At 58.2% G+C, this 20,593-nt stretch carries 22 protein-coding genes; 11 read left to right on the forward strand and 11 right to left on the reverse strand.

Annotated features, from left to right (window positions below):
- The first annotated feature begins 72 nt into the window (after nucleotides 1–72).
- Nucleotides 73–726, forward strand: a complete 654-nt coding sequence (locus CLV41_RS07345; RefSeq protein ID WP_103221680.1) for a uridine kinase family protein — start codon at nucleotides 73–75, stop codon at nucleotides 724–726.
- 10 nt (nucleotides 727–736) lie between these two features.
- Here CLV41_RS07345 and CLV41_RS07350 read toward each other — a convergent pair whose 3' ends face one another.
- Complete coding sequence (locus tag CLV41_RS07350) at nucleotides 737–1,126, reverse strand: DUF2794 domain-containing protein (protein ID WP_103221681.1); 390 nt, start codon at nucleotides 1,124–1,126, stop codon at nucleotides 737–739.
- 467 nt (nucleotides 1,127–1,593) lie between these two features.
- Nucleotides 1,594–3,000, reverse strand: a complete 1,407-nt coding sequence (locus CLV41_RS07355; protein ID WP_103221682.1) for an aminotransferase-like domain-containing protein — start codon at nucleotides 2,998–3,000, stop codon at nucleotides 1,594–1,596.
- 133 nt (nucleotides 3,001–3,133) lie between these two features.
- Between CLV41_RS07355 and dctP the strand changes: the two genes are divergently transcribed.
- The 10 genes from dctP to CLV41_RS07405 all read left to right on the forward strand — a co-directional run bounded on the left by dctP (nucleotide 3,134) and on the right by CLV41_RS07405 (nucleotide 12,651).
- A complete protein-coding gene (gene dctP, locus CLV41_RS07360) occupies nucleotides 3,134–4,174 on the forward strand; it encodes a TRAP transporter substrate-binding protein DctP (protein WP_103221683.1) in 1,041 nt (346 codons plus the stop codon).
- Nucleotides 4,175–4,256: 82 nt separating this feature from the next.
- Nucleotides 4,257–4,763 (forward strand): TRAP transporter small permease subunit, encoded by a 507-nt coding sequence (locus CLV41_RS07365; protein WP_103221684.1) that lies wholly within the window; start codon nucleotides 4,257–4,259, stop codon nucleotides 4,761–4,763.
- Nucleotides 4,760–6,073, forward strand: coding sequence for a TRAP transporter large permease (locus tag CLV41_RS07370; protein WP_103221685.1), 1,314 nt, complete (start codon nucleotides 4,760–4,762; stop codon nucleotides 6,071–6,073). Before CLV41_RS07365 ends, CLV41_RS07370 begins: the two co-directional genes overlap by 4 nt.
- Nucleotides 6,074–6,088: 15 nt before the next feature.
- Complete coding sequence (locus tag CLV41_RS07375; protein WP_103221686.1) at nucleotides 6,089–7,366, forward strand: hydroxymethylglutaryl-CoA reductase, degradative; 1,278 nt, start codon at nucleotides 6,089–6,091, stop codon at nucleotides 7,364–7,366.
- Between the two features lie 152 nt (nucleotides 7,367–7,518).
- Nucleotides 7,519–8,037 carry a GNAT family N-acetyltransferase gene (locus CLV41_RS07380; protein ID WP_103221687.1) on the forward strand — a complete coding sequence of 173 codons (519 nt, stop codon included), beginning with the start codon at nucleotides 7,519–7,521 and terminating at the stop codon, nucleotides 8,035–8,037.
- A gap of 614 nt (nucleotides 8,038–8,651) precedes the next feature.
- Nucleotides 8,652–9,344, forward strand: coding sequence for an ABC transporter ATP-binding protein (locus CLV41_RS07385; protein ID WP_235867086.1), 693 nt, complete (start codon nucleotides 8,652–8,654; stop codon nucleotides 9,342–9,344).
- The gene (locus CLV41_RS07390; RefSeq protein ID WP_170107138.1) at nucleotides 9,341–10,108 is read left to right on the forward strand and encodes an ABC transporter permease; all 768 of its coding nucleotides are present in this window, start codon (nucleotides 9,341–9,343) and stop codon (nucleotides 10,106–10,108) included. The genes CLV41_RS07385 and CLV41_RS07390 overlap by 4 nt, the downstream gene beginning before the upstream one ends.
- Complete coding sequence (locus CLV41_RS07395; protein ID WP_103221689.1) at nucleotides 10,098–10,928, forward strand: nucleoside phosphorylase; 831 nt, start codon at nucleotides 10,098–10,100, stop codon at nucleotides 10,926–10,928. Before CLV41_RS07390 ends, CLV41_RS07395 begins: the two co-directional genes overlap by 11 nt.
- Nucleotides 10,870–11,907, forward strand: coding sequence for an ABC transporter substrate-binding protein (locus CLV41_RS07400; RefSeq protein WP_235867087.1), 1,038 nt, complete (start codon nucleotides 10,870–10,872; stop codon nucleotides 11,905–11,907). The genes CLV41_RS07395 and CLV41_RS07400 overlap by 59 nt, the downstream gene beginning before the upstream one ends.
- A 6-nt stretch (nucleotides 11,908–11,913) precedes the next feature.
- Nucleotides 11,914–12,651: an ABC transporter permease gene (locus CLV41_RS07405; RefSeq protein ID WP_103221691.1), complete on the forward strand. Its 738-nt coding sequence runs from the start codon at nucleotides 11,914–11,916 to the stop codon at nucleotides 12,649–12,651.
- Nucleotides 12,652–12,682: 31 nt separating this feature from the next.
- Here CLV41_RS07405 and CLV41_RS07410 read toward each other — a convergent pair whose 3' ends face one another.
- The 9 genes from CLV41_RS07410 to CLV41_RS07450 form a co-directional block, all read right to left on the reverse strand.
- A complete protein-coding gene (locus tag CLV41_RS07410) occupies nucleotides 12,683–13,252 on the reverse strand; it encodes a BtpA/SgcQ family protein (RefSeq protein WP_103221692.1) in 570 nt (189 codons plus the stop codon).
- Between the two features lie 117 nt (nucleotides 13,253–13,369).
- Nucleotides 13,370–14,308, reverse strand: coding sequence for an orotidine-5'-phosphate decarboxylase (gene pyrF, locus CLV41_RS07415; RefSeq protein WP_103221693.1), 939 nt, complete (start codon nucleotides 14,306–14,308; stop codon nucleotides 13,370–13,372).
- 24 nt (nucleotides 14,309–14,332) lie between these two features.
- Nucleotides 14,333–14,659, reverse strand: a complete 327-nt coding sequence (locus CLV41_RS07420; protein ID WP_103221694.1) for a hypothetical protein — start codon at nucleotides 14,657–14,659, stop codon at nucleotides 14,333–14,335.
- Nucleotides 14,660–14,668: 9 nt separating this feature from the next.
- Nucleotides 14,669–15,373, reverse strand: coding sequence for an orotate phosphoribosyltransferase (locus CLV41_RS07425; RefSeq protein ID WP_103221695.1), 705 nt, complete (start codon nucleotides 15,371–15,373; stop codon nucleotides 14,669–14,671).
- A gap of 243 nt (nucleotides 15,374–15,616) precedes the next feature.
- Entirely contained in the window at nucleotides 15,617–16,897 is a 1,281-nt protein-coding gene (locus tag CLV41_RS07430; RefSeq protein WP_103221696.1) for a Zn-dependent hydrolase, read from the reverse strand.
- Nucleotides 16,894–17,838: a dihydroorotate dehydrogenase gene (locus CLV41_RS07435; RefSeq protein WP_103221697.1), complete on the reverse strand. Its 945-nt coding sequence runs from the start codon at nucleotides 17,836–17,838 to the stop codon at nucleotides 16,894–16,896. The genes CLV41_RS07430 and CLV41_RS07435 overlap by 4 nt, the downstream gene beginning before the upstream one ends.
- Nucleotides 17,832–18,617 (reverse strand): dihydroorotate dehydrogenase electron transfer subunit, encoded by a 786-nt coding sequence (locus CLV41_RS07440; protein ID WP_235867088.1) that lies wholly within the window; start codon nucleotides 18,615–18,617, stop codon nucleotides 17,832–17,834. Before CLV41_RS07440 ends, CLV41_RS07435 begins: the two co-directional genes overlap by 7 nt.
- Before the next feature lie 59 nt (nucleotides 18,618–18,676).
- Nucleotides 18,677–19,963: a TRAP transporter large permease gene (locus tag CLV41_RS07445; protein WP_103221699.1), complete on the reverse strand. Its 1,287-nt coding sequence runs from the start codon at nucleotides 19,961–19,963 to the stop codon at nucleotides 18,677–18,679.
- Nucleotides 19,960–20,484 carry a TRAP transporter small permease gene (locus CLV41_RS07450; RefSeq protein ID WP_235867089.1) on the reverse strand — a complete coding sequence of 175 codons (525 nt, stop codon included), beginning with the start codon at nucleotides 20,482–20,484 and terminating at the stop codon, nucleotides 19,960–19,962. The genes CLV41_RS07445 and CLV41_RS07450 overlap by 4 nt, the downstream gene beginning before the upstream one ends.
- Nucleotides 20,485–20,593 lie beyond the last annotated feature (109 nt).

The raw sequence follows: 20,593 nt of genomic DNA on the forward strand, positions 1-20,593 counted from the left end.
CAACACCCGGACATGCGCCTTCGCACCGGATGAGGTCCCGTCCACTTTTCCGCAAGCGGCAATCAAGGCCTGATGCACGCCAATCTGAAGCAGATCACACAGCTCAACACGTTGACGGCGCTGCTGCTGGAAAAGATGCAGCACAACGACATCACGATAGCAGCCGTCAGCGGCTTCGCCGGCGCTGGAAAAACCACGCTCTGCCGGTCGATCTTGAAAGCTCTTCCGAATACGGCGCACCATTTCGAATGCGACCGGTTTTCCCGCCACAGTTTCAATGAACGCGAAAAACGCATTGCAGAACATAGGGCCGACATCGACACGTGCACCGACGAGGCGAACCCGAGGCACTGGTACGACTGGAGCGAAATTGAAAAGGCGCTCCATGCTCTGCGCAAGGGACGGCGACTCGATTTCAGCCGTGCCTGGAACCCGAAATCAGGGGAGTTGAACGCGCATTACACGTTGCACCTCGGGGAGGCCGGACCGGTCCTCGTGCTGTGCGACGGCATCTTCCTGTTGCACGAGCCTGTCAGAGACTGGTTCGATGCAACCATATTCGTCGACTGCCCCGCGCCGCTTCGGCACTCCCGTGGCCAGCGCCGGACAAAGGATCCTGATCGGCATGCCTATATGAGGCACCTGGAACGGACCTATTGTGAGCCTTACTTCCGGGAATTCACATCGCGCGCGGATGTCGTTTACAGGAACCATGCTTCAACCTGAGACGCGGCCATCAAGCCCTGACGACCCGCAGGTGTTTCTTTTTCTCGAGAACCTTGAGAACCTGCGCGAGGTCATGGCCGCGCTTGAGGATCACACCTCCCGTGGCGACAACCGAATAGGCACCCTGGCGCTTCGCCAGTTTCGGGTCTTTTTCAACCCGGTAAAGCGGCATCTCCGAAGACCGCCGGAACACCGAGAAAACGGCCCTGTCTGTCAGAAGATCGATGGCATAGTCCCGCCACTCGCCATCCGCGACCATGCGACCATAAAGTCTGAGGATCGTATCGAGTTCGCGCCGGTTGAAGGCAACGACGGGTTTTGGAGGGGGAGCCGGTTGGCCTTGCGGCAACGGGTTGCCACCCGCACCGCGATGAAACGCGCTGTCATCGGCTTCGCTCATTCCGCCTCCATTCCGTTTGCGGTTTCGCAATGGTCAGGAATGTCCTCCCGGAAAGGGCCTCCTGTCACCTGTCTGTCATGATGCGTTGGCTTTTGCCCCGATGGCAAGTCCGCAAATCCGGAATGGAGCTTTCCGGCCCCGATATCGGCAAACTTGCCATATAATTTCCTGCGGAGAACGGCAAAAACGGACGTAACGGCACTTTGCCCAGAAAGAATGCGCACATTTCCTTGATTTTGCCGCAATGCAGCCCTTGGCCAGCCATTTTAACTTACCATATTAGGTTCATACCCTGATGGGTATGGTCAGTGGAAGCTGCGGAATGCATTAGCCCCCCAGCCCCCCGTGGTTTCTTACCGGCCAGCCAGATTTTATGAGTCAAACATCAGGGCAACTGAAGGGCCGGCGTCAGCCGGCCCTTTTCATTTGTACGGATCGCGCCATCGGGCGGCCTGCTGATTCAGACATTACCGAGCTTCCGTACCGCCCAGAAAATCCTGTAGAAACTCGATAAATCTCGGATCTGTTCCATGGGCCACGTTGACGCGCATGGCGGCCCGCCCGCGGCTTTTGCGGTTCGGATAAAAGACGGATCCCGGAGAAATGAAAATGCTCCGTTTGCTCGCCTGCGCGCACAGCTCCTGCTCGTCGACATGCTCCGGAAACTCGACCCACAGATAAAACCCGGGAATGGAGCTCTCCATGAGGGAGAGCCCGAGCCTTTCCATCTCTTCGAAAGTGGCCTTGCAAGCCTCCTCGACCCGCCCTCTCAGGCGCCTGAGATGGCGCAGGTAATGTCCGGCCTGGATAAGATTGAAGACGAACCGTTCGACATGTTCGGAGGAATTGACCAGCGTGACCATCTTGATATCCGCCAGACGGCGGACGATCTCGGGTGCCCCGGCAACATAGCCGCACCTGAGGCTCGCGGACAGAGTCTTCGAGAAGGACCCGAGATAAAGCACACGGTTCAACTGGTCGAGCGCGGCAAGCCGCGGCAGTGTGGATGGCAGGATATCGGCCAGTGCATCGTTTTCCACCAGAAGAAAACCCCAGCGCTCGGCGAGCTGCATCAGCCCGAAGGAACGCGATGGCGACAGGGACCCGCCGGTCGGATTATGACCGTGGGACTGCGTGACGAACATCTTGGGACGGTGCAGCGCGAGCTTTGCGGTAAGGTCCTCCAGGTCCGGCCCGTCCCGGTCCCGGCGGATACCGACAATCTGGACCTTCGCAAAGGTCAGCTTGGAGAACAGCGGGTAATATCCGGGTTCGTCGACGAAGACGGTATCGCCCGGTTCGGTCAGATGACGGATGATCAGGTCCAGCCCGTGATTGACACCGTGAGTCAGGAGCAGGCCATCCGGCTGAACGGGAATGGAGCGGTCGAGAAGCTGAACCCTCAAGCGTTCCCGCAACGGGCCATACCCCCAGCAACTGCCGTAGCCGAACTGAATGGCCTCCGGATAGGGCGCCTTGGCATTGGCGAAATGGCGCCTGAGTTCCGAGCCTTCCATCCATAACGGCGGAGGCCGTCCGTCTCCCGGCCGCACCTCGTAATGCTTTTCAAGCTGCTCGCGCAACAGGGAGACGCCATCGACCGCGGCAGCTACATGAGGCGCCGGCGACAAAGGCGCCGAGATCCGGATCTGGGCCATGTAGTAACCCGAACCGGCGCGGGCTTCGAGAAGACCGCGGGCAACGAGCCGGTCATAGGCTTCGGCCATGGTATTTTTCGAAACGCCGTTCTCGCGCGCGGCCTGGCGTATGGAGGGCAGTCGCTCGAAGGTCTTGTAGGCCCCTGCCTCCAGCATGAGAGCCACTTTCTCAACGATCTGGTCGACACGGGAAAGGCGTCGGCTGCCATCGCTCATCGTGATTGTCCCTATCTCTATACTGGGACAGTGACCTCATTTTTGCCGCTATCCGTCCCTTGATTGTCCCAAAATTTTTTATGACAGTCACGACCATTAAACCAGAAAGCGACAGCTTCCTAGGGAGGAACACATGACCAGATTGAATAGACGCGGACTTATTGCGGGCGCGGCCTTCAGTGCGGCGGCACTGGCGGCATTGACAGTACCGGGCACGGTACAGGCTCAGGAAGCCGTCGAATGGCGCATGCAGGCCCTGTGGGATGCAGGCACGACCCCGTTCGAATATGAAAAGAAATTCGTTGAGCGCGTCAGCGAGCTGACCGACGGCAAATTCGACATCAAGCTGTTTTCGGCCGGACAGCTCGTCCCGGCGAACCAGGCATTCGATGCCGTTCGCGCCGGCGCCTTCGAAATGATGAAAACCTTTGACGGTTACGAAGCCGGCAAGATCCCGGCCTTCGCCTTCACCTCGACCGTTCCTTTCGGTTTTCCCGATTCCGATCAGTACGAAGCCTGGTTCTATGAACTCGGCGGACTGGATCTGGCGCGCGAAGCCTATGCCAAGGCGGGCCTCTTCTACATCGCACCATCCGTCTACGGCGAAGAGCCGATCCACTCCACCGTGAAGATGGAAACCATCGCGGACATGGCCGACAAGAAAGGCCGTTTCGTCGGCCTGGCCTCGGCCGTCATGGCTGAAATGGACGTCGCAGTGACCCCGATGGCAACCGGTGAAGTTTACACCGCGCTTGAAAAGGGCCTGATCGACTTCGCTGACCGGGGCGATCTGACCGCGAACTACGAAGCCGGTCTGGCCGAAGTCGCCAAGTTCATCATCCTGCCCGGCGTTCACCAGCCGACCACCGCCACCAGCTATGTCGCCAATCAGGCGGCCTACGAAGCGCTTCCGGAGGCCTACAAGGCCGCCCTTGCGGTCGCGGCTCGCGAAGTGTCCGGCGCGCTGCGTCAGCATATCCTGGTCCAGAACGTCGAAATTCTGGAGAAATACCAGGAAAAGGGCGTTGAAGTGATCTACCTCGATCCGGCCGACGTCGCCGCCAATCGTCTCAAAGCCGTGGAAGCCTGGAAGAAGGCAACCAAAGGCGACGACCTGGCGACCCGGGTGCTCAACAGCCAGGTTGACTTCATGACTGCTCTGGGTCTGCTTTAAGACCTTCCTCCCGCCGCACGGCGACCGGTGTCTCGGCACCGGTCGCCGTGCGGTTGCCTTTTCATTTCGGCTCCGCAGCTTCATGAAACAGATCTGTTCACTCATCACAGGTATCAACCGGGTGTTTTTCCTCGCAGCCGCCGCGCTGATTTTCGCCGTGGTGCCCATGCTGCTCTTCGAGGTCGTCGCCCGTTACGCGTTCAATGCCCCGACGGTCTGGGCGATGGAGGCAAGCACGCTTGTCTTCGGCCCCCACTTCCTGCTCGCGGGTCCCTACCTGCTGCATCTCAAGGGTCATGTCGCGGTCGACATATTCAGCGAGAAGCTGCAGGGCAGAGCGAAAATCGCGTCCGAGGTGTTTACCTATCTTGTGGTCGCGGTCTTCGCCGGCGTCTTCGCCGTGGTGAGCTGGCCGCTGGCCATGAATTCCTATGGCATGGCCGAAACGAGCTTTTCCGCCTGGAACCCGCCGATCTGGTGGCTGAAATTCGTCGTCCCTCTCTCCTTCGCCATGCTTTTCGCACAGGCGCTCGCCGAGACGATTCATGCATTGTTTCTCTCCGGGAATGAGATCGGAGCGGACGCATGAGTTCCGAATTCGTCCTCGCCATCATGTTCGCAAGCCTCATCGGCCTGCTTCTGACCGGTGTGCCGCTCGCCTTCACGCTCGGCGCTCTGGCCCTGCTCTTCACCTTGCTGCTGTGGGGGTCCGCCGCCCTGTCGGTGACGATCCTCAATCTCTATTCCACCATGACATCGGAAGCGCTGCTCGCAATTCCGCTCTACGTCATGATGGCCAGCACACTGCAACGCTCCGGCGTCATCGAAAGTCTTTACCGGGCAATGGAACTGTGGTCGCGCCGCCTTCCGGGCGGACTGGCGGTCGGCACCATCGTGATCTGCACGATCATCGCCGCGATGACCGGCATAGTCGGTGCCGCGGTCGCGGCCATGGGCATGCTGGCGCTGCCGTCCATGCTGAAGCGCAAATACAGCCCGGAACTGGCGATCGGCACCATCTGCGCCGGCGGAACCCTCGGCATTCTCATCCCCCCGTCGGTCATCACCATCGTCTATGCGGTGACCGCGCAGGCCTCGATCGGCCAGATGTTCATCGCCGGGGTCGTTCCCGGCCTGCTGCTGGCCTCGCTCTACATCGGCTACATTGTGTTGCGCGCCGCGCTCGATCCTTCCGTCGCGCCCCGCCCCGACGCCGACGAAGCCGCCACATGGGACGAGCGGATCGCCTCGCTGAAATCCCTGGTGCTGCCGCTGCTGATCATCGTCGGCGTCCTCGGCACGATCTACATGGGCATCGCCACCCCGACGGAAGCCGCCGCTGTCGGCGTGTTCCTCGCCTTCATCTCGGCAGTGATCGAGCGGCGTCTCGGCTGGGAGCTCGTCTCGGGCGTCGCGCTCGACGTGGTCAAGGTCACGGCCATGATCCTGTGGATCACCATCGGTGCGAGGGCGTTCGTGGCGATCTTCACCGGAACCGGCGGCGCCGACTTCCTGCTGGACTTCATTCAGAACCTGGACGCAAACCGCTGGGTCGTGCTGGCGGTGATGCTGGGGATGCTTTTCCTCCTCGGCATGTTCCTGGACGAGATCGGTATCATCTTGCTGTGCGTGCCGGTCTTTCTGCCGGTGATCGACTTCCTGGACTTCGATCGGCTCTGGTTCGGCATCCTCTTCCTGGTTTCCGCCCAGATGGCCTATATCTCGCCGCCCTTCGGCTACACGCTTTTCTACATGAAAGGTGTGCTGCCGGCCGGGATAGGCATGGGGACCGTCTACCGCGCCATCATTCCCTTCATCCTTCTCCAGGCCCTCGGCATCTTCATCTGCGCTCTTTTCCCGGAGCTGGTGCTGTGGCTTCCCAATTCAATGATCAACTAACATGCAGGACATCCGATGAGCGACGACACATCGTCCCGAATTGAAGGCTTTCACAAAATGGCTCCGGATGCCCGGCTCCAGGCCGTGGCGCGCCAGGCGAAGCTCGGCAACGAAGCCGTCGCCACTCTCGCGGATGCCGCCTCCGGCCAGATAGAGCTGGCCGACCGCCTTGTCGAAAATGCCATCACCAGCATGGCCATTCCGGTCGGGATCGCCACCAACGTCACCGTCGACGGAAGGGACGTGCTGGTGCCGATGGCGACGGAAGAATCCTCCGTCATTGCCGCGGTCTGCAATTCCGCCAAGCGCTGCCGGTCCACCGGTGGCTTCAGGACCTCCACAAGCGGCCCGGTGATGGCTGCCCAGATTCAGCTTCTGGGCGCCAGCGATCCGGAAAACGTCCGCCTGAAGGTTCTGGAGCGCATCGGCGAAATCAAGGCGATCTGCGACGAGACCGATCCGCTCCTGCTGAAATTCGGCGGCGGGTTCCGTGAACTCGACATTCGCGTGATCGACACGGCCGAGGGGCCGATGACCGTGGTGCATATCATTGTCGACACCCGCGACGCCATGGGCGCCAACGCCGTCAACAGCATGGCGGAGGCCCTGGCCCCGAAGCTGGAGGAATGGACCGGAGCCCGCAGCCTGCTGCGCATCCTGACCAACCTGGCCGACCGCCGTCTCGCCCGCGTGCGCGCTGTCTGGCCGGTCGAGGAAATCGGCGGCGAGCAGGTGCGTGACGACATGCTGTCGGCCTATCATTTCGCCGATGCCGACCCCTATCGGGCCGCCACCCACAACAAGGGCATCATGAACGGCATCAGCGCGGTGGTGCTGGCGACGGGCAACGACACCCGCGCCATCGAGGCGGGCGCCCACGCCTATGCGGCAAAGGACGGCTGGTACCGCTCCATGACCCGCTGGGAAAAGGACGGCGACGGCAATCTCGTCGGCATCCTTGAAATGCCGCTGGCGGTCGGGCTGATCGGCGGCGCCACGAAGATCCACCCGACGGCGCAGGCCAACCTGAAGATCCTCGGCGTCAAGACCGCCGACGAACTGGCCCGCATCATTGTCTCAGTCGGCCTTGCCCAGAACTTCGGCGCCATGCGCGCCCTGGCGACCACCGGCATCCAGAAAGGCCACATGGCCCTGCATGCCCAGAACGTCGCCCTGATGGTCGGTGCCGTCGGCGCGGAAATCGACAAGGTGGCGGAAGAGCTGAAGGCGCTTGGCAAGGTGCGTCAGGATCTCGCCGAAGGCATTCTGGCGCGTCTGCGCAGCGAAGCCTGACGAAGAGGGCAAACTCTTCCGTAAAATTGCCGAGCCTGCGGCCCTGAGCGGGCATTTCAGATCTGTGTCCGGCCCGGCAGCCGCCGATTTTCTCTGCTTTGGATGAGATTGCCTCTTTTCCAATCGGTTGCTTGTTGTATCCTTTTTGCAGGATGACAACGGACCTGATCGATCTGCGCGCGGCCCGGACCGCGGACTGCGAAGCGCTAGCCGGCATTCACTGCGAAGCCTGGCTCGGCGCCTATCGGGGCGTGCTGCACGGCGTCGACCTGCAGAAGATGGTCTCCCGCCGGGGCGCAAGCTGGTGGCGCGGCGCCCTCGCGCGCGGGGTCGACATCAAGATCCTCAGCATCGCCGAGGTTCCCGCCGGATACGCGACCTACGGCCCCTGCCGCCTGCGCGATACGGGCATGGAGGGCGAGATATACGAACTCTATCTGAAACCTGAATATCAGGGCCTGGGCTTCGGCCGCACGCTGTTCGGCAATGTCAGGGAAACACTGTCGGCCAAAAACCTTCCAGGCCTCGCGGTTCAGGTCCTCAGCGACAACCAGCCCGCCCGCGCCTTTTACAAGGCGCTTGACGGACGGCTGGCGGCGAAATCCTGGTACCGTCTGGGTGGCAAACGGATGGAACTGTCCATCTACGCCTGGCCGGAAAAGAGCGTCTGAAGCAGACCCCGCCCGGGCCTGTCCGCAGCGGCTTCTAGTCGACGACGGTTTGTATAGGACACTCCGCAAGCCTTGCCTGACGCCGTTGCGCCACGAAGTCTTTCGGTTTTGAAAGCCGGTTCGCGATGCCCGAACCTAATGTGTCCCAGGGTCCGGACCCTGAAATTCCAAGAGTAAAGAACCACGCGGCAGGACTGTTTCAGCACAGCTTCTTCGATGAACAAAGATCGATATCAAATTTCTCCACAAATCGAAATTTAAATTACTAATTTGAAACTCGTCTCAATTTTGATATTTTTCTTGACATTTAGATCGACCGTTTTCTATCGTATATTTTACGGATGATCGGGAAGGTTCAAGGTCGGCAAAAAAAGCCACCCTGTAACTGAATTGAATAGTTTTTAATACTCTTCCAAATCGGAAGTCTGCCGGACGGAAGACTTCAAGTCACAGTCAATACGATGAAATATCTAAGTGGAATGGGCAACCGGCCGGAAGCTGATCGCGTTTCGTTTTTATAATAAACGCAAAAACCACACGTCCGTGGCGATGAGGAAATCTTGATCAGGATCGAACAGGTATCAAAGACTTTTGGTCAGGGAAAGAACAGCGTTGTGGCTCTCGCTCCCCTCGACCAATTCATCGGCGAAGGTGAGTTTATCGCAATCGTCGGGCCATCAGGCTGTGGCAAATCTACACTCCTTCGCATCGTGGCTGGACTGGAAACCGCAACGGAGGGCCGGATTACCCTGGGAACGTCGCAGCTCAAGCGGCCGGTCGGATTTGTTTTTCAAGATGCCGTTCTCCTGCCGTGGAAGACAGTTGCCGGAAATATCCGTTTTCCACTGGACACCTCAGGCGTGCCGCGCAAGGTCGGCGACCGGAAAGTCGAGGAACTTGTCGAGCTCGTCGGCCTTCAGGGCTTCGAAAACGCCTTGCCGAAACAACTTTCCGGCGGAATGAAGCAACGTACGGCAATTGCCCGCGCCCTCGCCGACGATCCTGCCATACTGCTGATGGACGAACCGTTTTCGGCGGTCGACCTCATGACACGCGAAGGCCTCAACGACGAGCTGCTGCGGATATGGCAAGCGACCGGAAAAACAATCCTGCTGGTGACCCATTCCGTCGAAGAGGCGGCCTATCTGGGGACGAAAGTCATGGTCATGAGCGCCCGGCCCGGGCGTTTGAGAAAAACCTATGACGTCGCTCTTCCCTCACCGAGAACCGAGGAAACAAAGACAAGCGCCGACTATCTCGATCTCGTCGGCGAACTGAAACACATGATGCGGGACGCGGACCGATGACCCGCGCCAGCCGTGCAATCGCCGAATATGGTGCGATCCTCGCGGTGTTTCTTTTCGTGTGGTGGTACGCCAGCGGTCCTTACGGCATGCCCCAATACCTGCTGCCTTCTCCGCAAGCAGTCGCAAGTACCCTCTGGAAAATGTTGCTGGCGGGAGATCTGCTGCCCCACCTGTCTTTCACGGCACGAAATATTCTGGTCGGTCTTGCGGTAAGTACGGTCTTTGGTGTGGCCTTCGCTTATCTGGTCTACAAATTTCCGGTTCTGAGCGAAACGCTGGAGGGACCGATCGTCGTACTTCAAACGGCGCCGAAGATCGCGCTTGCCCCTTTGGTCATCATCTGGTTCGGGCTGGGTCTTACCGCGAAGATCGTTCTCATATTCAGTCTCGCCTTTTTCCCTATATTCGCCGGGTGTCTCGCCGGTCTCCGCGCGATGGACAGCAGGTTGCAGGATCTTGCGGTTTTGCTGAACCTCGGCGCGCTTCAGCGGTTTGTCCGAATTGACCTTCCCGCCTCTTTGCCCGGAGTTTTCGTCGGCCTGAAAGTCGGCGCCGTCCAGGCATTGGTCGGAGCGGTGCTGGCTGAATGGATGTCGGGCGATCAGGGCCTCGGATACCTGATGACCTTCGCAACCGCCACTTACAAAACCCCGATGCTGTTCGGCGCCGTGCTTTTGACAGCGCTGCTCGGTATCGCGCTGCACGGCTCGCTGAATGAACTTGAGGCAAGATTTTTGTCATGGAATTCTTCCGATGAGCACTAATGCGCCGCCCACAGCGTTGAAACCTCATGTCGACGGCCGGCCTCCGCACCTGCCCTGCGGACCAGGGGATGTTGCTCAGGATGTTCTTATCCCGGGCGATCCGGATCGGGTGGGTTTGCTGACCGATATGCTGGAAGACGTCGTGGATCTCGGCCGCCGGCGGGAATTCGCCATGGTGTCGGGCCGCTACAAGGGGCACCCGATTACAATTTGCTCCAGCGGAATTGGCGGGCCTTCCACTGAAATCGCTTTGGTCGAACTGGCCATGCTCGGTGCGAAACGCGTTGTCCGGATCGGCGGAACAGCCTCGCTTGTTGCGGCCATGCCAGTCGGGTCCTTCCTGTGTGTGGACGAAGCCATCGGGTCGAGCGGTGCTGCCAGGTTCTATTGCGCCCCGGACGCAAAGACCCGGGCGGATCCCGAATTACGCACGGCATTGCTGGAGGCAGCCCAGGCGGCAGGCTTCACCGCCAGGGTCGGCACGGTCGCGACAAGCGACAGTTACTATCTGGGCCAGGACCGGCCCATTGAGGTCAACGGAGTGGCAATGCCCCTGGACGGCAGCGTCCTGGAAGGATTCCGAAAGGCGGGAGCCCACAGCGTCGATATGGAAAGTCAGGTTGTCTTGTCAGTCGGTAAAAGACTGGGATTGAAAGCAGCATGTCTCTTGGGGGTCCACGCCAACCGGGCCACGAATGAATGGCTGACCGACTACGAGGCGACACAACGAGGACTGTTCACGATCGCCAGCCAGGCGCTGATTGCATCTTTTTCTGAAAGCAGCAATGAAAAGGAGACTGAACATGTACGCCAAACTTAGAAATTATCTCACAGCATTTGCAGCAATCGCAGCCACTTTGATGGCACCCGAAGCAATGGCCAAAGACAAGGTGGTCTTCCAGATAGATGGCAACGTCGTGCCATTTTACGCTCCTCTTTACGCCGGAGTGGAAAACGGCTTCTTCGAAGAACAGGATATCGAAGTCGAGTTCCTCTATGCCGGCGCATCGGATATTCTTACAAACATTGCCGCGGGCAACGTCGATTTCGGATTTCCGAACGGCGACGCGGTTGTTGCGGCGGCTGCCAGCGGCCTGCCGGTAAAAGTCGTTCACACGACGTACCAGCGCGGCATAGGAGCGCTACTTGCCAAGTCCGAAAGCGGGATTGAAACCTACGCGGACCTGAAAGGCAAAACGGTTGCCGTTACCTCGCTCGGCAGCCCGAACTATCTGCAGCTCCAGGTGGGCCTCATACAGGCAGGCCTGACCATAGACGATGTCAAAGTCGAGGTGGTCTCATCAGGTGCCATCGTGCAAACCCTGCAAAGCGATGACGTCGACGCCATTGTCTTCTCCGAATTGCGGAAATACGTCCTTGAGGCGGGCGGATTCAAGGTCAACATGATCCTGTCGAATGATTTCCTCCCCTCCTTTGGCAACGTGGTGGTCACAAGCGCCGAAACCCTTGCCGACAACCCTGACCTGGTCAAACGCTTTACGGCGGCGGTGACCAAGTCGTATCAATGGGTAATAGACGGCAATGTCGATGCGGCGCTGCAGATCTCGATGGATAAATACACGCCGACCTGGGCCGACCAGATGCCTATCTTGTCCACGGCATTCACGAACACATTCGTGGCCTCCGTCTGGCAGAGCCCGCTGACCGCCGAACGTGGACTGGGTGCCGCCAACCTCGAAGCGTGGCAGAAGAATGCGGATATCCTGGCGGAATACGATGTGATCGATACGGCGCCCAATGCGGCCGATTTTGTCGTCGATCCTTCCGACATCAAGTAAGATATCATGTTCCTTAGAAGTCTTTTGGGACTGGCCGGTTTCGTCGCGCTCTGGGGCGCGGCGGTTCCGGTGTTCAATATCCCGTCCTACCTTCTTCCCGGACCGATTGAGGTCTTCGACCGGATCTGCTTTCTTTTCGAACGCGCCGAGCTCGCCGGGCACATCCAGGTGACGGTTCTGGAGATCTTCTGGGGCTTTCTTCTCGGGACCTTTACGGGAATTGTCTCTGCAATCGTGTTCGCGCGCATTCCCGTTTTGCTGCGTATTTTCACACCCCTGATATTATTGCTGCAAACCGTTCCCAAGATAGCGATAGCACCGCTTCTTCTGCTCTGGCTCGGCTTGGGACTCGCCCCCAAAGTCGTCCTGGTGGCGATCGTTTCGTATTTCCCGGTCATGACCGCAATGCTTTCCGGGCTCAGGTACATCGACAAATCCTTCACGGATCTGGCAGGCGTCCTCCGGCTCACGCCCTGGCAGCGGTTCTGGCACGTGGAACTTCCCTCCGCGTTACCCGGATTGTTCGCCGGCGCCACGGTTGCCTCGACGCTTGCGATGACCGCAGCGGTGATCGGAGAATTGATGGGCGCCAACAAGGGAATGGGGTTCATGCTCGCGACGGGTCAGGAAAACGCTGACACGGCTACCGTCATCGGCATGGTCATTCTGCTTGCTTTCCTCGGCTGGGCATTCTTTTCGATGCTCGAATATCTGCGCAAGCGGATGGAAGATCGCTTTTCGTAACCCCCCAACATCTCAATCCGGCCGCGAAGGTCTATCGGCCGGGGCCCGCACGCAAGGCCTCCACCAGGGATTTGGTCTTGGCAAGACTGATCAAGGCATCCGGCCCCTTGCCTTCCTTCAAGGAGGTCCCGACAATCAAGCCGTCCGAGACACCGGCAAGCTCTCCGATCGTCGCCTCCGAAACGCCGCTTCCAACCATAACCGGCACACCGATTTTTCCGCGCAGCTTCGAAAGATGCGACTCCTGGATCGGCACACCTGTTGCCGCCCCGGTCACGATCACCACATCGGCGTGGGAGCGGGTGACAAGGTCGGCAGCATCGCGTTCAAGGGAATAATGCGGCGAAAGGGCATAGGAGTGTTTGATGTCGACATCCGCCCAGATGCGGATGTCCGTCTGCAGGCGGGCGCGATCCCGCAGCAATTCCGCCGCCGTGCCTTCGATCAGCCCCTGATCGGTCACCCGCGGAGACCCCAGGATGCAAACACGGATGAAGCGGGCATCGATCGCATGTGCGACCGCAAGCGCGGCCCTTGCATCGTTGCGCAAAATGCAAACCCCGAGCGGCACATCGACTTTCCGTTGAATTTCGGTACCGATGCGGGAAGTCTATTGGGATTCCAAGTTGAAAGTAGACCGGGCATTGCCGGTTGAACGCCACCTGTCGCTCGAGAAACTGATCGCGCGAAAACCGCAATAGCAAAGGCGTTTCAGGGCTTACAGGATATCCTCGACAGCTTTGATGTGTCGCTCGAGCTGATCGGTGAAAGCCGCAGTCCATTTCTGGTAGGGACTGTCATGCTCGCCTTGCGGAAAGAGAGTTGCCCGCGATGAGCTTATCAATCCGCCTTCCAGCTTCGAGGGGCCTGGAACGAGAGCGGAGGTTATGCGTGTGATATCGCCTTTTTGATAGCCGTAGCCTGGGAGCAGATACAGCGCTTTTGGCAGGATTTCCCTGATTTTGGCACTCTCCGCCGGCGCGGTCGCACCGACAACCACACCGAGCGATGACCAACCCGTCTGCGCTCCGCAAAGATCTTCCGTCAGAGGCCTCAGATTTTCAGCGATGACCTCATATACGGTTCCTCCTTCCGATCGCAGATCCTGAAAGGCACCAGCGCCCGGATTGCTCGTCCGCAGAACAACATATACGCCTTTGCCGTGTTTCCTGCTGAGGTCCAGATACGGCTCTATCGTATCCAGCCCCATATACGGATTAACGGTCAGCGCATCGACTGGATTCGGGCTGTCCGGTGCAAGATAGGCGCGCGCATAGGCCTCGGCGGTCGCGGCGATATCGCCGCGCTTCGCGTCGAGCAGAACCAGTCCCCCACGCTCATGTATATAGGCAACAAGCCGCTCAAGCAGATTGATCCCTGCCGATCCCATAGCCTCGTACATGGCGCTTTGGGGCTTGTAAGCGACCACCCGATGGGAGGTCCTGTCGATGACCTCGAGAAGGAATTTTTCCGTGGCGCTGACTGTCGCCGGATTGCCGGGATGCATATCGCCGGCACGGAAGGCTTCCGGGATCATCGATAAATGCGGATCGAGACCCAGGCAGAAGCAATGGCCAAGGCTCCGGGCGCACTCTATGACCGCATCGCCAAAATGAGATTCTGTTTCAAAAGACTTCGTATTGGGGGCCTTGCTCATGGTCTTTCGCGTATTTCAGTCACTTCAGCTATTGACCGGCTCGTCCGCAAGTTTTGCCGCGACCGCGTTGAGCGCCGCGATCCGCTCCGCCGCGGACCCCTCGGCATAAGCCTGATCCAGCAGGCCGACAATTTCGCTGAATCTTTCCAGCTCTTTTCCGGCAGCTTCCACGGTCAGCGGCTGATCGTCATAAGAGTCGACGAACTTCTGCGCCGTCACGGATATGAGAAACAAGGCCGCGGCATTGTCGTCGTCATGGCCAATTTGTTCTCGAGCCACAGTCGCACATTCGCGATACGCACGGACGCCTGCGCCTTTTTCTCTCAAGACATTTACAAAGCTCTCATACATGATTTGTCCCTAGCCGTTGTGTTTAGGCAGTTCCGAAATCCCGCCATGGTTGGCCGACCACTTGACCGGGTCGGTCAAAAAACTCTCAACCTCAGACAGCGCAGCCGGTGAAAACCGGTTCTGTGATTTGCAAACTTCCAATATATTCCACCACGTTGCAAGATAGTGCAGCCGGATCCCCGCATCCTTGAGTCTTTGCGGCGTGTCGGGAAAAATGTCATAATAAAAGACCGCAAAAGTATCGGTCACACGGGCTCCGGTACGTGCGACCGCTTCCGCGAATTTCAGCTTGCTGCCACCGTCCGTCGTCAGATCCTCGACAAGCAGAACGCGCGCGCCTTCCGCCAGCGTGCCTTCAATCTGGGCATCCCGTCCAAACCCTTTGGGTTTCTTGCGGACATATTGCATCGGCAGGCTCATGCGGTCAGACAGCCACGCCGCGAAGGGTATGCCGGCCGTTTCCCCGCCGGCGACCGCATCGAACTGTTCGAATCCCACTCGTCTGAAAATGATCGAAGCAGCGAAGTCCATGATCGCCGATCGTATCCGTGGATAGGATATCAGTTTGCGGCAGTCGATATAGACGGGGCTCGCGAGCCCCGATGTAAACGTGAAAGGCTTGTCCTGCTGAAAGTGCACAGCCTCAATTTCCAGAAGCATCTTGGCGACTGTTTCCGAGATGACATCATAGTCAGGGAAAGTATTGGAAAACACTGTTTCATCCTGCCAATTGAACGGGAGTCCTTGCTAGCAATTTCTTCCCGGCGCCACTAGGCTTTTGTGAAACAATATGGTGGATGGGCACCCATCCGGCACCGAACTCTCCGGCGGTAGCGTCACCTGGGTACAAATCCGTAAGTGTCCATATTTGACAGGCCCGGCCGGCGGCCCGCGCAAGGCTTGCCGCGTGGCGGATTTCCTTGGAGAGGCAACAATTCGCGCTGCCGGGTCCTGCGGTCATGAATCCCTCATGAGATACTCGTACATCACGTTTGTGGCGGCGATGAAATCGCTCAGGTCCATTGCCTCCTGAGGGTTATGGGAGCCATTGGCGTTACGGACGAAAATCATCGCGGAAGGAACGCCCGCGGATGCGAAAACGGCTGCGTCGTGTCCGCCGCCGCTGGGCATGACGAAAGGTTCCTCTCCGGCCCGGTCCATGGCCGAAAGCAGACCCGACACCATTTCCTGATCGCAACGCGCCGGTTCGACACGCATTTCTGTGTCGAGTTTGAATTTGACGCCGCGATCTTTTTCAACCTGGCGCATTTCAGCGGCAAGCAGTTGATGCATTTCATCAAGGGTTTTCGCACTTTGACTGCGAATATCGAGGCTGAAGCTAACGGAATCCGGAATACGGGAGATGGCGTGTTTTTCCGGATCGGTGGAAACGATCCCGCTTGTGAGCACCAGATCGTCTCCCTTGTTCAGGATCGTCTGCCAGCTTTCATCGAGACGGACGAACAAATCCGCCATAGCCAGAACCGGATCCTTTCTGTACGCCCGCGGAACAGCTCCTGAATGACCGGCTTCCCCGATGCACACTACCTGCCTGTGCCGGATGTTTCCCCGAATGCCGGAAACCGTCGCAACGGGCAGATCCCGCCCGATAAGCAAAGGTCCCTGCTCGATGTGAAGTTCCAGATAGGCCTCGATCCGGGACAGGTCGACGAGAGGCAAACCCGCCCGCACCTTGTCCATATCGATCCCTGTATCGATCATATGCTCGGCAAGCTCGCGGTCGTCGCCACTGTGCCTGGCGGCGAGCTCGGATGGCGTCAAGGAGCCCGTCAAGGCTTTGGAGCCTATGTAACAGGGGCCGAACCATGCGCTTTCTTCACCCCGGAGCGCCAGTACATGCACCGGCTTTCGAAATTGAACCCGATCGCGCTTTGCCCGCAACAGGCAAAGCAAGCCGGCAACCACACCGGCAAGGCCATCAAAATTACCTCCGAACGGGACGCTGTCGACATGGGATCCCACGACAACGAACCGATCCGCCATCTTGTCGGCCTGCAAGGCGAAATTCGCGTTGCAACCCGCGTCCTCCCACACCGCCAGACCGGCCGCCTCCGCGAAGGATTTAAGAAAAGCCAGGGTTTCCGTCTCGATTTTCGAATAGGCTGGCCTGCTGACGCCCTGAACATCGGAGGTTCTTTCCGCGATGGTCTCAAACAGTTCCTTGGCGATCTCCAGATCGCTTTCCAACTGATGCGTGGCGGCGGCAGGCGCATTCACGGCGCGGACTCCATGAATACGAGACCTTCGCTTTGCTCGCCGTCGTTGATCGAACCGATCAGTTCATCCATCGACGAGACATCGTTGCGGACCATCCATGCCACAAGTTCGTCGACAATCCTGATCATTGCGGTTGGATTGAGGAACGAAGCCGTTCCAACTTGCACCGCGGAAGCTCCGGCGATGAGATATTCTATGACATCTTCTGCCGTAGAAACGCCGCCGCAGCCGATAACCGGAATATTCGTTGCCTTGGCGCATTGGTAAGCCATGCGCAAGGAAATCGGCTTGAGACAGGGACCCGATAATCCACCCATCAGATTTCCCAATCGCGGCTTCCGGGAGTCAATGTCGATCGCCATGGACAAAATGGTGTTGGCAACCACCAAAGCGTCGGCGCCGCCCTCCTCCGCGGCCCGCGCAACCTCCGGGGTCTCGCCCGTATTCGGCGTGAGTTTCGCCCACAGGGGAAGGTCCGTGGCCTTGCGCAGTTTGCGCATCACCTCATAGGTCGTGCTCGGACGGATAGCATAAGCCTTTCCATCCTCTTCGATATTCGGGCAGGAGATATTCACCTCGATGGCATCGACGCCGTCGACGGATATGTCCGCGCACAAGGCTGCGAACTCATCTGCCGTATTTCCCGAAATACTGACGACGAGCGGCGCGGCGTATTGGCGGTAAAACGGAATCGTGTTTTCCAGGAAGGCCTGGATGCCCTTGCTGGGAATTCCTATGGAATTCAGCATGGAACCGCTGATTTCACATACGCGTGGCGTCGGATTGCCATTGCGCCAGTCACGCGTGATCGTCTTGGTCACATGGGCGCCCAAACGCTCCAGATCGAACACTTCGGCGAGCTCTTCCGAAAACGTTCCTGATGCCGGCATGATCGGGTTGATGAGCTTCAGGCCGCCGATATCTACTGAAAGATCTACCATGCCAGCGCCGCCTGAAGATCGAAAACCGGCCCTTCCCGGCACACCCGGAGATTCACGATCTGCCCGTTTTGTTCGAAAGGACGCACGCAACAATGACACATGCCCAGACCGCAGGCCATTTGCTGCTCCAAAGCGATCTGCCCCGGTATGGAATGACGCTTTCCGATTTTCTTCAAAAGCGTCAAAATACGGTTGGAGCCGCAGGTGTAAAAGACGTCCGCCTTCCCCTGCTGGACAAGATCTTCCAGCAATCGTTCCAGATGATCCACATCTGACGTTCCTTCGGCGTCGGTTATGGCAATGACATCCGCACCGAGGTCTTTGAAATAGTCGATCGACAGCAGGTAATCGCGATGGCGCGCGCTGCAGATAGCGGTCAACTTGCGATCAAGCCGGTGTGCCTCAAGCGCCAGAGGCGCGAGCGTCGCCAGACCAACGCCCCGGGCCACGAGCACGAGGTGCTGCCAGGAGTCCTCGATTTCAAACGGTTTCCCCAAAGGACCGGCGACGCTTAACCGGTCACCCGGCTGAAGCGTTGCCAGCGCGCGCGTTCCGGTGCCGGTTACCTTGAACAGGAAGTGCAGTTCGCCGCTTTGCGGATAAAACCCGTAAATGCTCATCGGCCGGCGCAGGAACGGTCTGTGGTCAGCAGTCTGCGGACAGAGCAGGTGAAAGAACTGTCCCGCCCGGCAACGGTCGAGCAAATCGGCCGGCGCCGCGAGGATGAGCTGGCGATATTCGTGATTGACTGGCTCGTTGGATTTAACAAGCAGATCCAATTCGGAAATCGGGTAATCTGACTTTCTGTCAAAAGAGTCTGTTTGCTCAAATACAGTCATCAGTTGAACACCATATTAGGCAGGAACGTCGAAATACCAGGAATGTAAGTAATTATCATTAGAACAATTATATTTGTTATGACAAACGGCCACACGCCCGCAATTATATCCACTACCGGTTTTGACAATGTCGATGAGGCGACAAATATATCCAGACCAAACGGTGGCGTTATCATTCCGATAGATATGTTCAACGTAACGATCATTCCAAAATGCACCGGATCGATGCCGAGCGCGGTTGCAACCGGAAAAAGCGGCGGGACAAGAATAAGAAGCGCCGAGTTGGGGTCGATGAACATGCCCGCGATCAGGAAACAGATGTTTATGATCATCAAAAACAGCACCGGGCCGGCGTCGATTACATCGAGGAAATTTATGATCGCCATCGGCACCTGGGCGAGGGTGATGAAGTAGCCAAGAAGCCCGCCCATCGCCAGGAGTATGAATATGATCGCCGTAGAGATGGCCGCACGTTCTGTCACCGCCACGAGCTTTGAAAGGGAGAGCTCCCGGAAGACAATCGTTTCAACAAAGATCGCGTAGACCACGCTCACCGCGGCGGCTTCCGTCGGCGTGAAGATGCCGCAGTAAATGCCACCCAGGATAATGACGGGCATGCCGAGTGCCCAGAAGGAGTCCTTTATGGCCACCCAGCGTTCCCGCCAGCTGCGCCGGACACCGCGCTCAATACCGCAGCGCCGGGCTTCAATGGCAACCATTATGGAAAAGGCAAGGCCGAGAACAACGCCAACCGCCAGACCGCCAATGAAGAGCTTGGCGATGGACGTCCCGGTCATCCATCCGTAGATGATGAACGTGATGGAAGGCGGAATAAGCAGCGCGGTCTCCGCACTGGATATGATCAGCCCGAGGGTGAACTTTTTGCTGAAACCGGCGCTGCGCATTTCACCGTAGACGAGACGCGCGGTGGCAGCGACCGTTGCCGGAGCTGAACCAGAGACAGATCCAAACGCCATGGATCCGCCAACGGCGGTGTATCCCATCCCCCCGCGCCGATGACCGATGAGCGCGGTAACCAGTCCGGTCAGGCGCCGGGCAATCTGACCGGCACCCATCAATTCGGCCGCAAGTATGAAAAATGGAATCGCAAGAAGCGTGGTGTGATTGATGCCGCCGAGAATTTTCTGGGCGATTACCGGATCGGGCAAGGATCCGTAAAAGAATTCCTTGACCATCAGTGCCGGAACACCAAGGACGAGAAACATCTCAAAGCCGCAGACCAGCAGAATTGCAGCGACAGCGATTATCAGGACCAGAAGGATCATGCTTCCTCCCCGACCTGGCTGCTGAACCGATCGATCAGGTTCGCGAAACTCAAGGCGTATCGCAACGCCGCCAAGCAGAACCCGATCGTCGGGGCAAGATAAATCCAGAAGACGGGAATTCCCAGCGTCGGGCTTTTCTGGCCCATGGAATGGACAAAGACGGTCATTTCCGCACTGAGCCAAACCAGATAGACACAGAAGAAAAAGCCCACGAAATCGATGATTTTTCTAATCGGAAAACCGATACGCGCGGCTATACGGTCGCGCCAGCTATGGACACCGGCATGACGTCCTTTTTCCAGCGCCAGACCGATTGTCATGAACACGAGAAACAGGTTCATCAGGCGCACGGCCTCTTCCACCCAGGCAAACTGCGACGCAAATGTTCCACCGACCTGCCGAGACAATACATTGAAGAAAAACAACGCAACCATCAGAAGGAATACGCTAACGGCAAATGTCCGCTCAGTTGTTCGAACCAATGCAAGTGCTTTTGAAATCATTATTCGCTTGTCTTCCATATCAGCTTTTCAAGCTGGAATTCTTTTCGTGCCGGATTTTCAGGAGCAGTGATTTTGCCGGCTATCCGGCAAACCGGATAGTCTTAAAACCGCAGCAGTTGCTATGCTG

This window comes from Roseibium marinum (genome assembly GCF_002906165.1).
Classification (GTDB): Bacteria; Pseudomonadota; Alphaproteobacteria; order Rhizobiales; family Stappiaceae; genus Roseibium; species Roseibium marinum.

Coding starts and splice junctions, on each gene's coding strand:
- CLV41_RS07345 (WP_103221680.1), top strand. CDS start 73: ATGCACGCCAATCTGAAGCAGATCACACAGCTCAACACGTTGACGGCG.
- CLV41_RS07350 (WP_103221681.1), bottom strand. CDS start 1,126: ATGAGCGAAGCCGATGACAGCGCGTTTCATCGCGGTGCGGGTGGCAAC.
- CLV41_RS07355 (WP_103221682.1), bottom strand. CDS start 3,000: ATGAGCGATGGCAGCCGACGCCTTTCCCGTGTCGACCAGATCGTTGAG.
- dctP (WP_103221683.1), top strand. CDS start 3,134: ATGACCAGATTGAATAGACGCGGACTTATTGCGGGCGCGGCCTTCAGT.
- CLV41_RS07365 (WP_103221684.1), top strand. CDS start 4,257: ATGAAACAGATCTGTTCACTCATCACAGGTATCAACCGGGTGTTTTTC.
- CLV41_RS07370 (WP_103221685.1), top strand. CDS start 4,760: ATGAGTTCCGAATTCGTCCTCGCCATCATGTTCGCAAGCCTCATCGGC.
- CLV41_RS07375 (WP_103221686.1), top strand. CDS start 6,089: ATGAGCGACGACACATCGTCCCGAATTGAAGGCTTTCACAAAATGGCT.
- CLV41_RS07380 (WP_103221687.1), top strand. CDS start 7,519: ATGACAACGGACCTGATCGATCTGCGCGCGGCCCGGACCGCGGACTGC.
- CLV41_RS07390 (WP_170107138.1), top strand. CDS start 9,341: ATGACCCGCGCCAGCCGTGCAATCGCCGAATATGGTGCGATCCTCGCG.
- CLV41_RS07395 (WP_103221689.1), top strand. CDS start 10,098: ATGAGCACTAATGCGCCGCCCACAGCGTTGAAACCTCATGTCGACGGC.
- CLV41_RS07405 (WP_103221691.1), top strand. CDS start 11,914: ATGTTCCTTAGAAGTCTTTTGGGACTGGCCGGTTTCGTCGCGCTCTGG.
- pyrF (WP_103221693.1), bottom strand. CDS start 14,308: ATGAGCAAGGCCCCCAATACGAAGTCTTTTGAAACAGAATCTCATTTT.
- CLV41_RS07420 (WP_103221694.1), bottom strand. CDS start 14,659: ATGTATGAGAGCTTTGTAAATGTCTTGAGAGAAAAAGGCGCAGGCGTC.
- CLV41_RS07435 (WP_103221697.1), bottom strand. CDS start 17,838: ATGGTAGATCTTTCAGTAGATATCGGCGGCCTGAAGCTCATCAACCCG.
- CLV41_RS07445 (WP_103221699.1), bottom strand. CDS start 19,963: ATGATCCTTCTGGTCCTGATAATCGCTGTCGCTGCAATTCTGCTGGTC.
- CLV41_RS07450 (WP_235867089.1), bottom strand. CDS start 20,484: ATGGAAGACAAGCGAATAATGATTTCAAAAGCACTTGCATTGGTTCGA.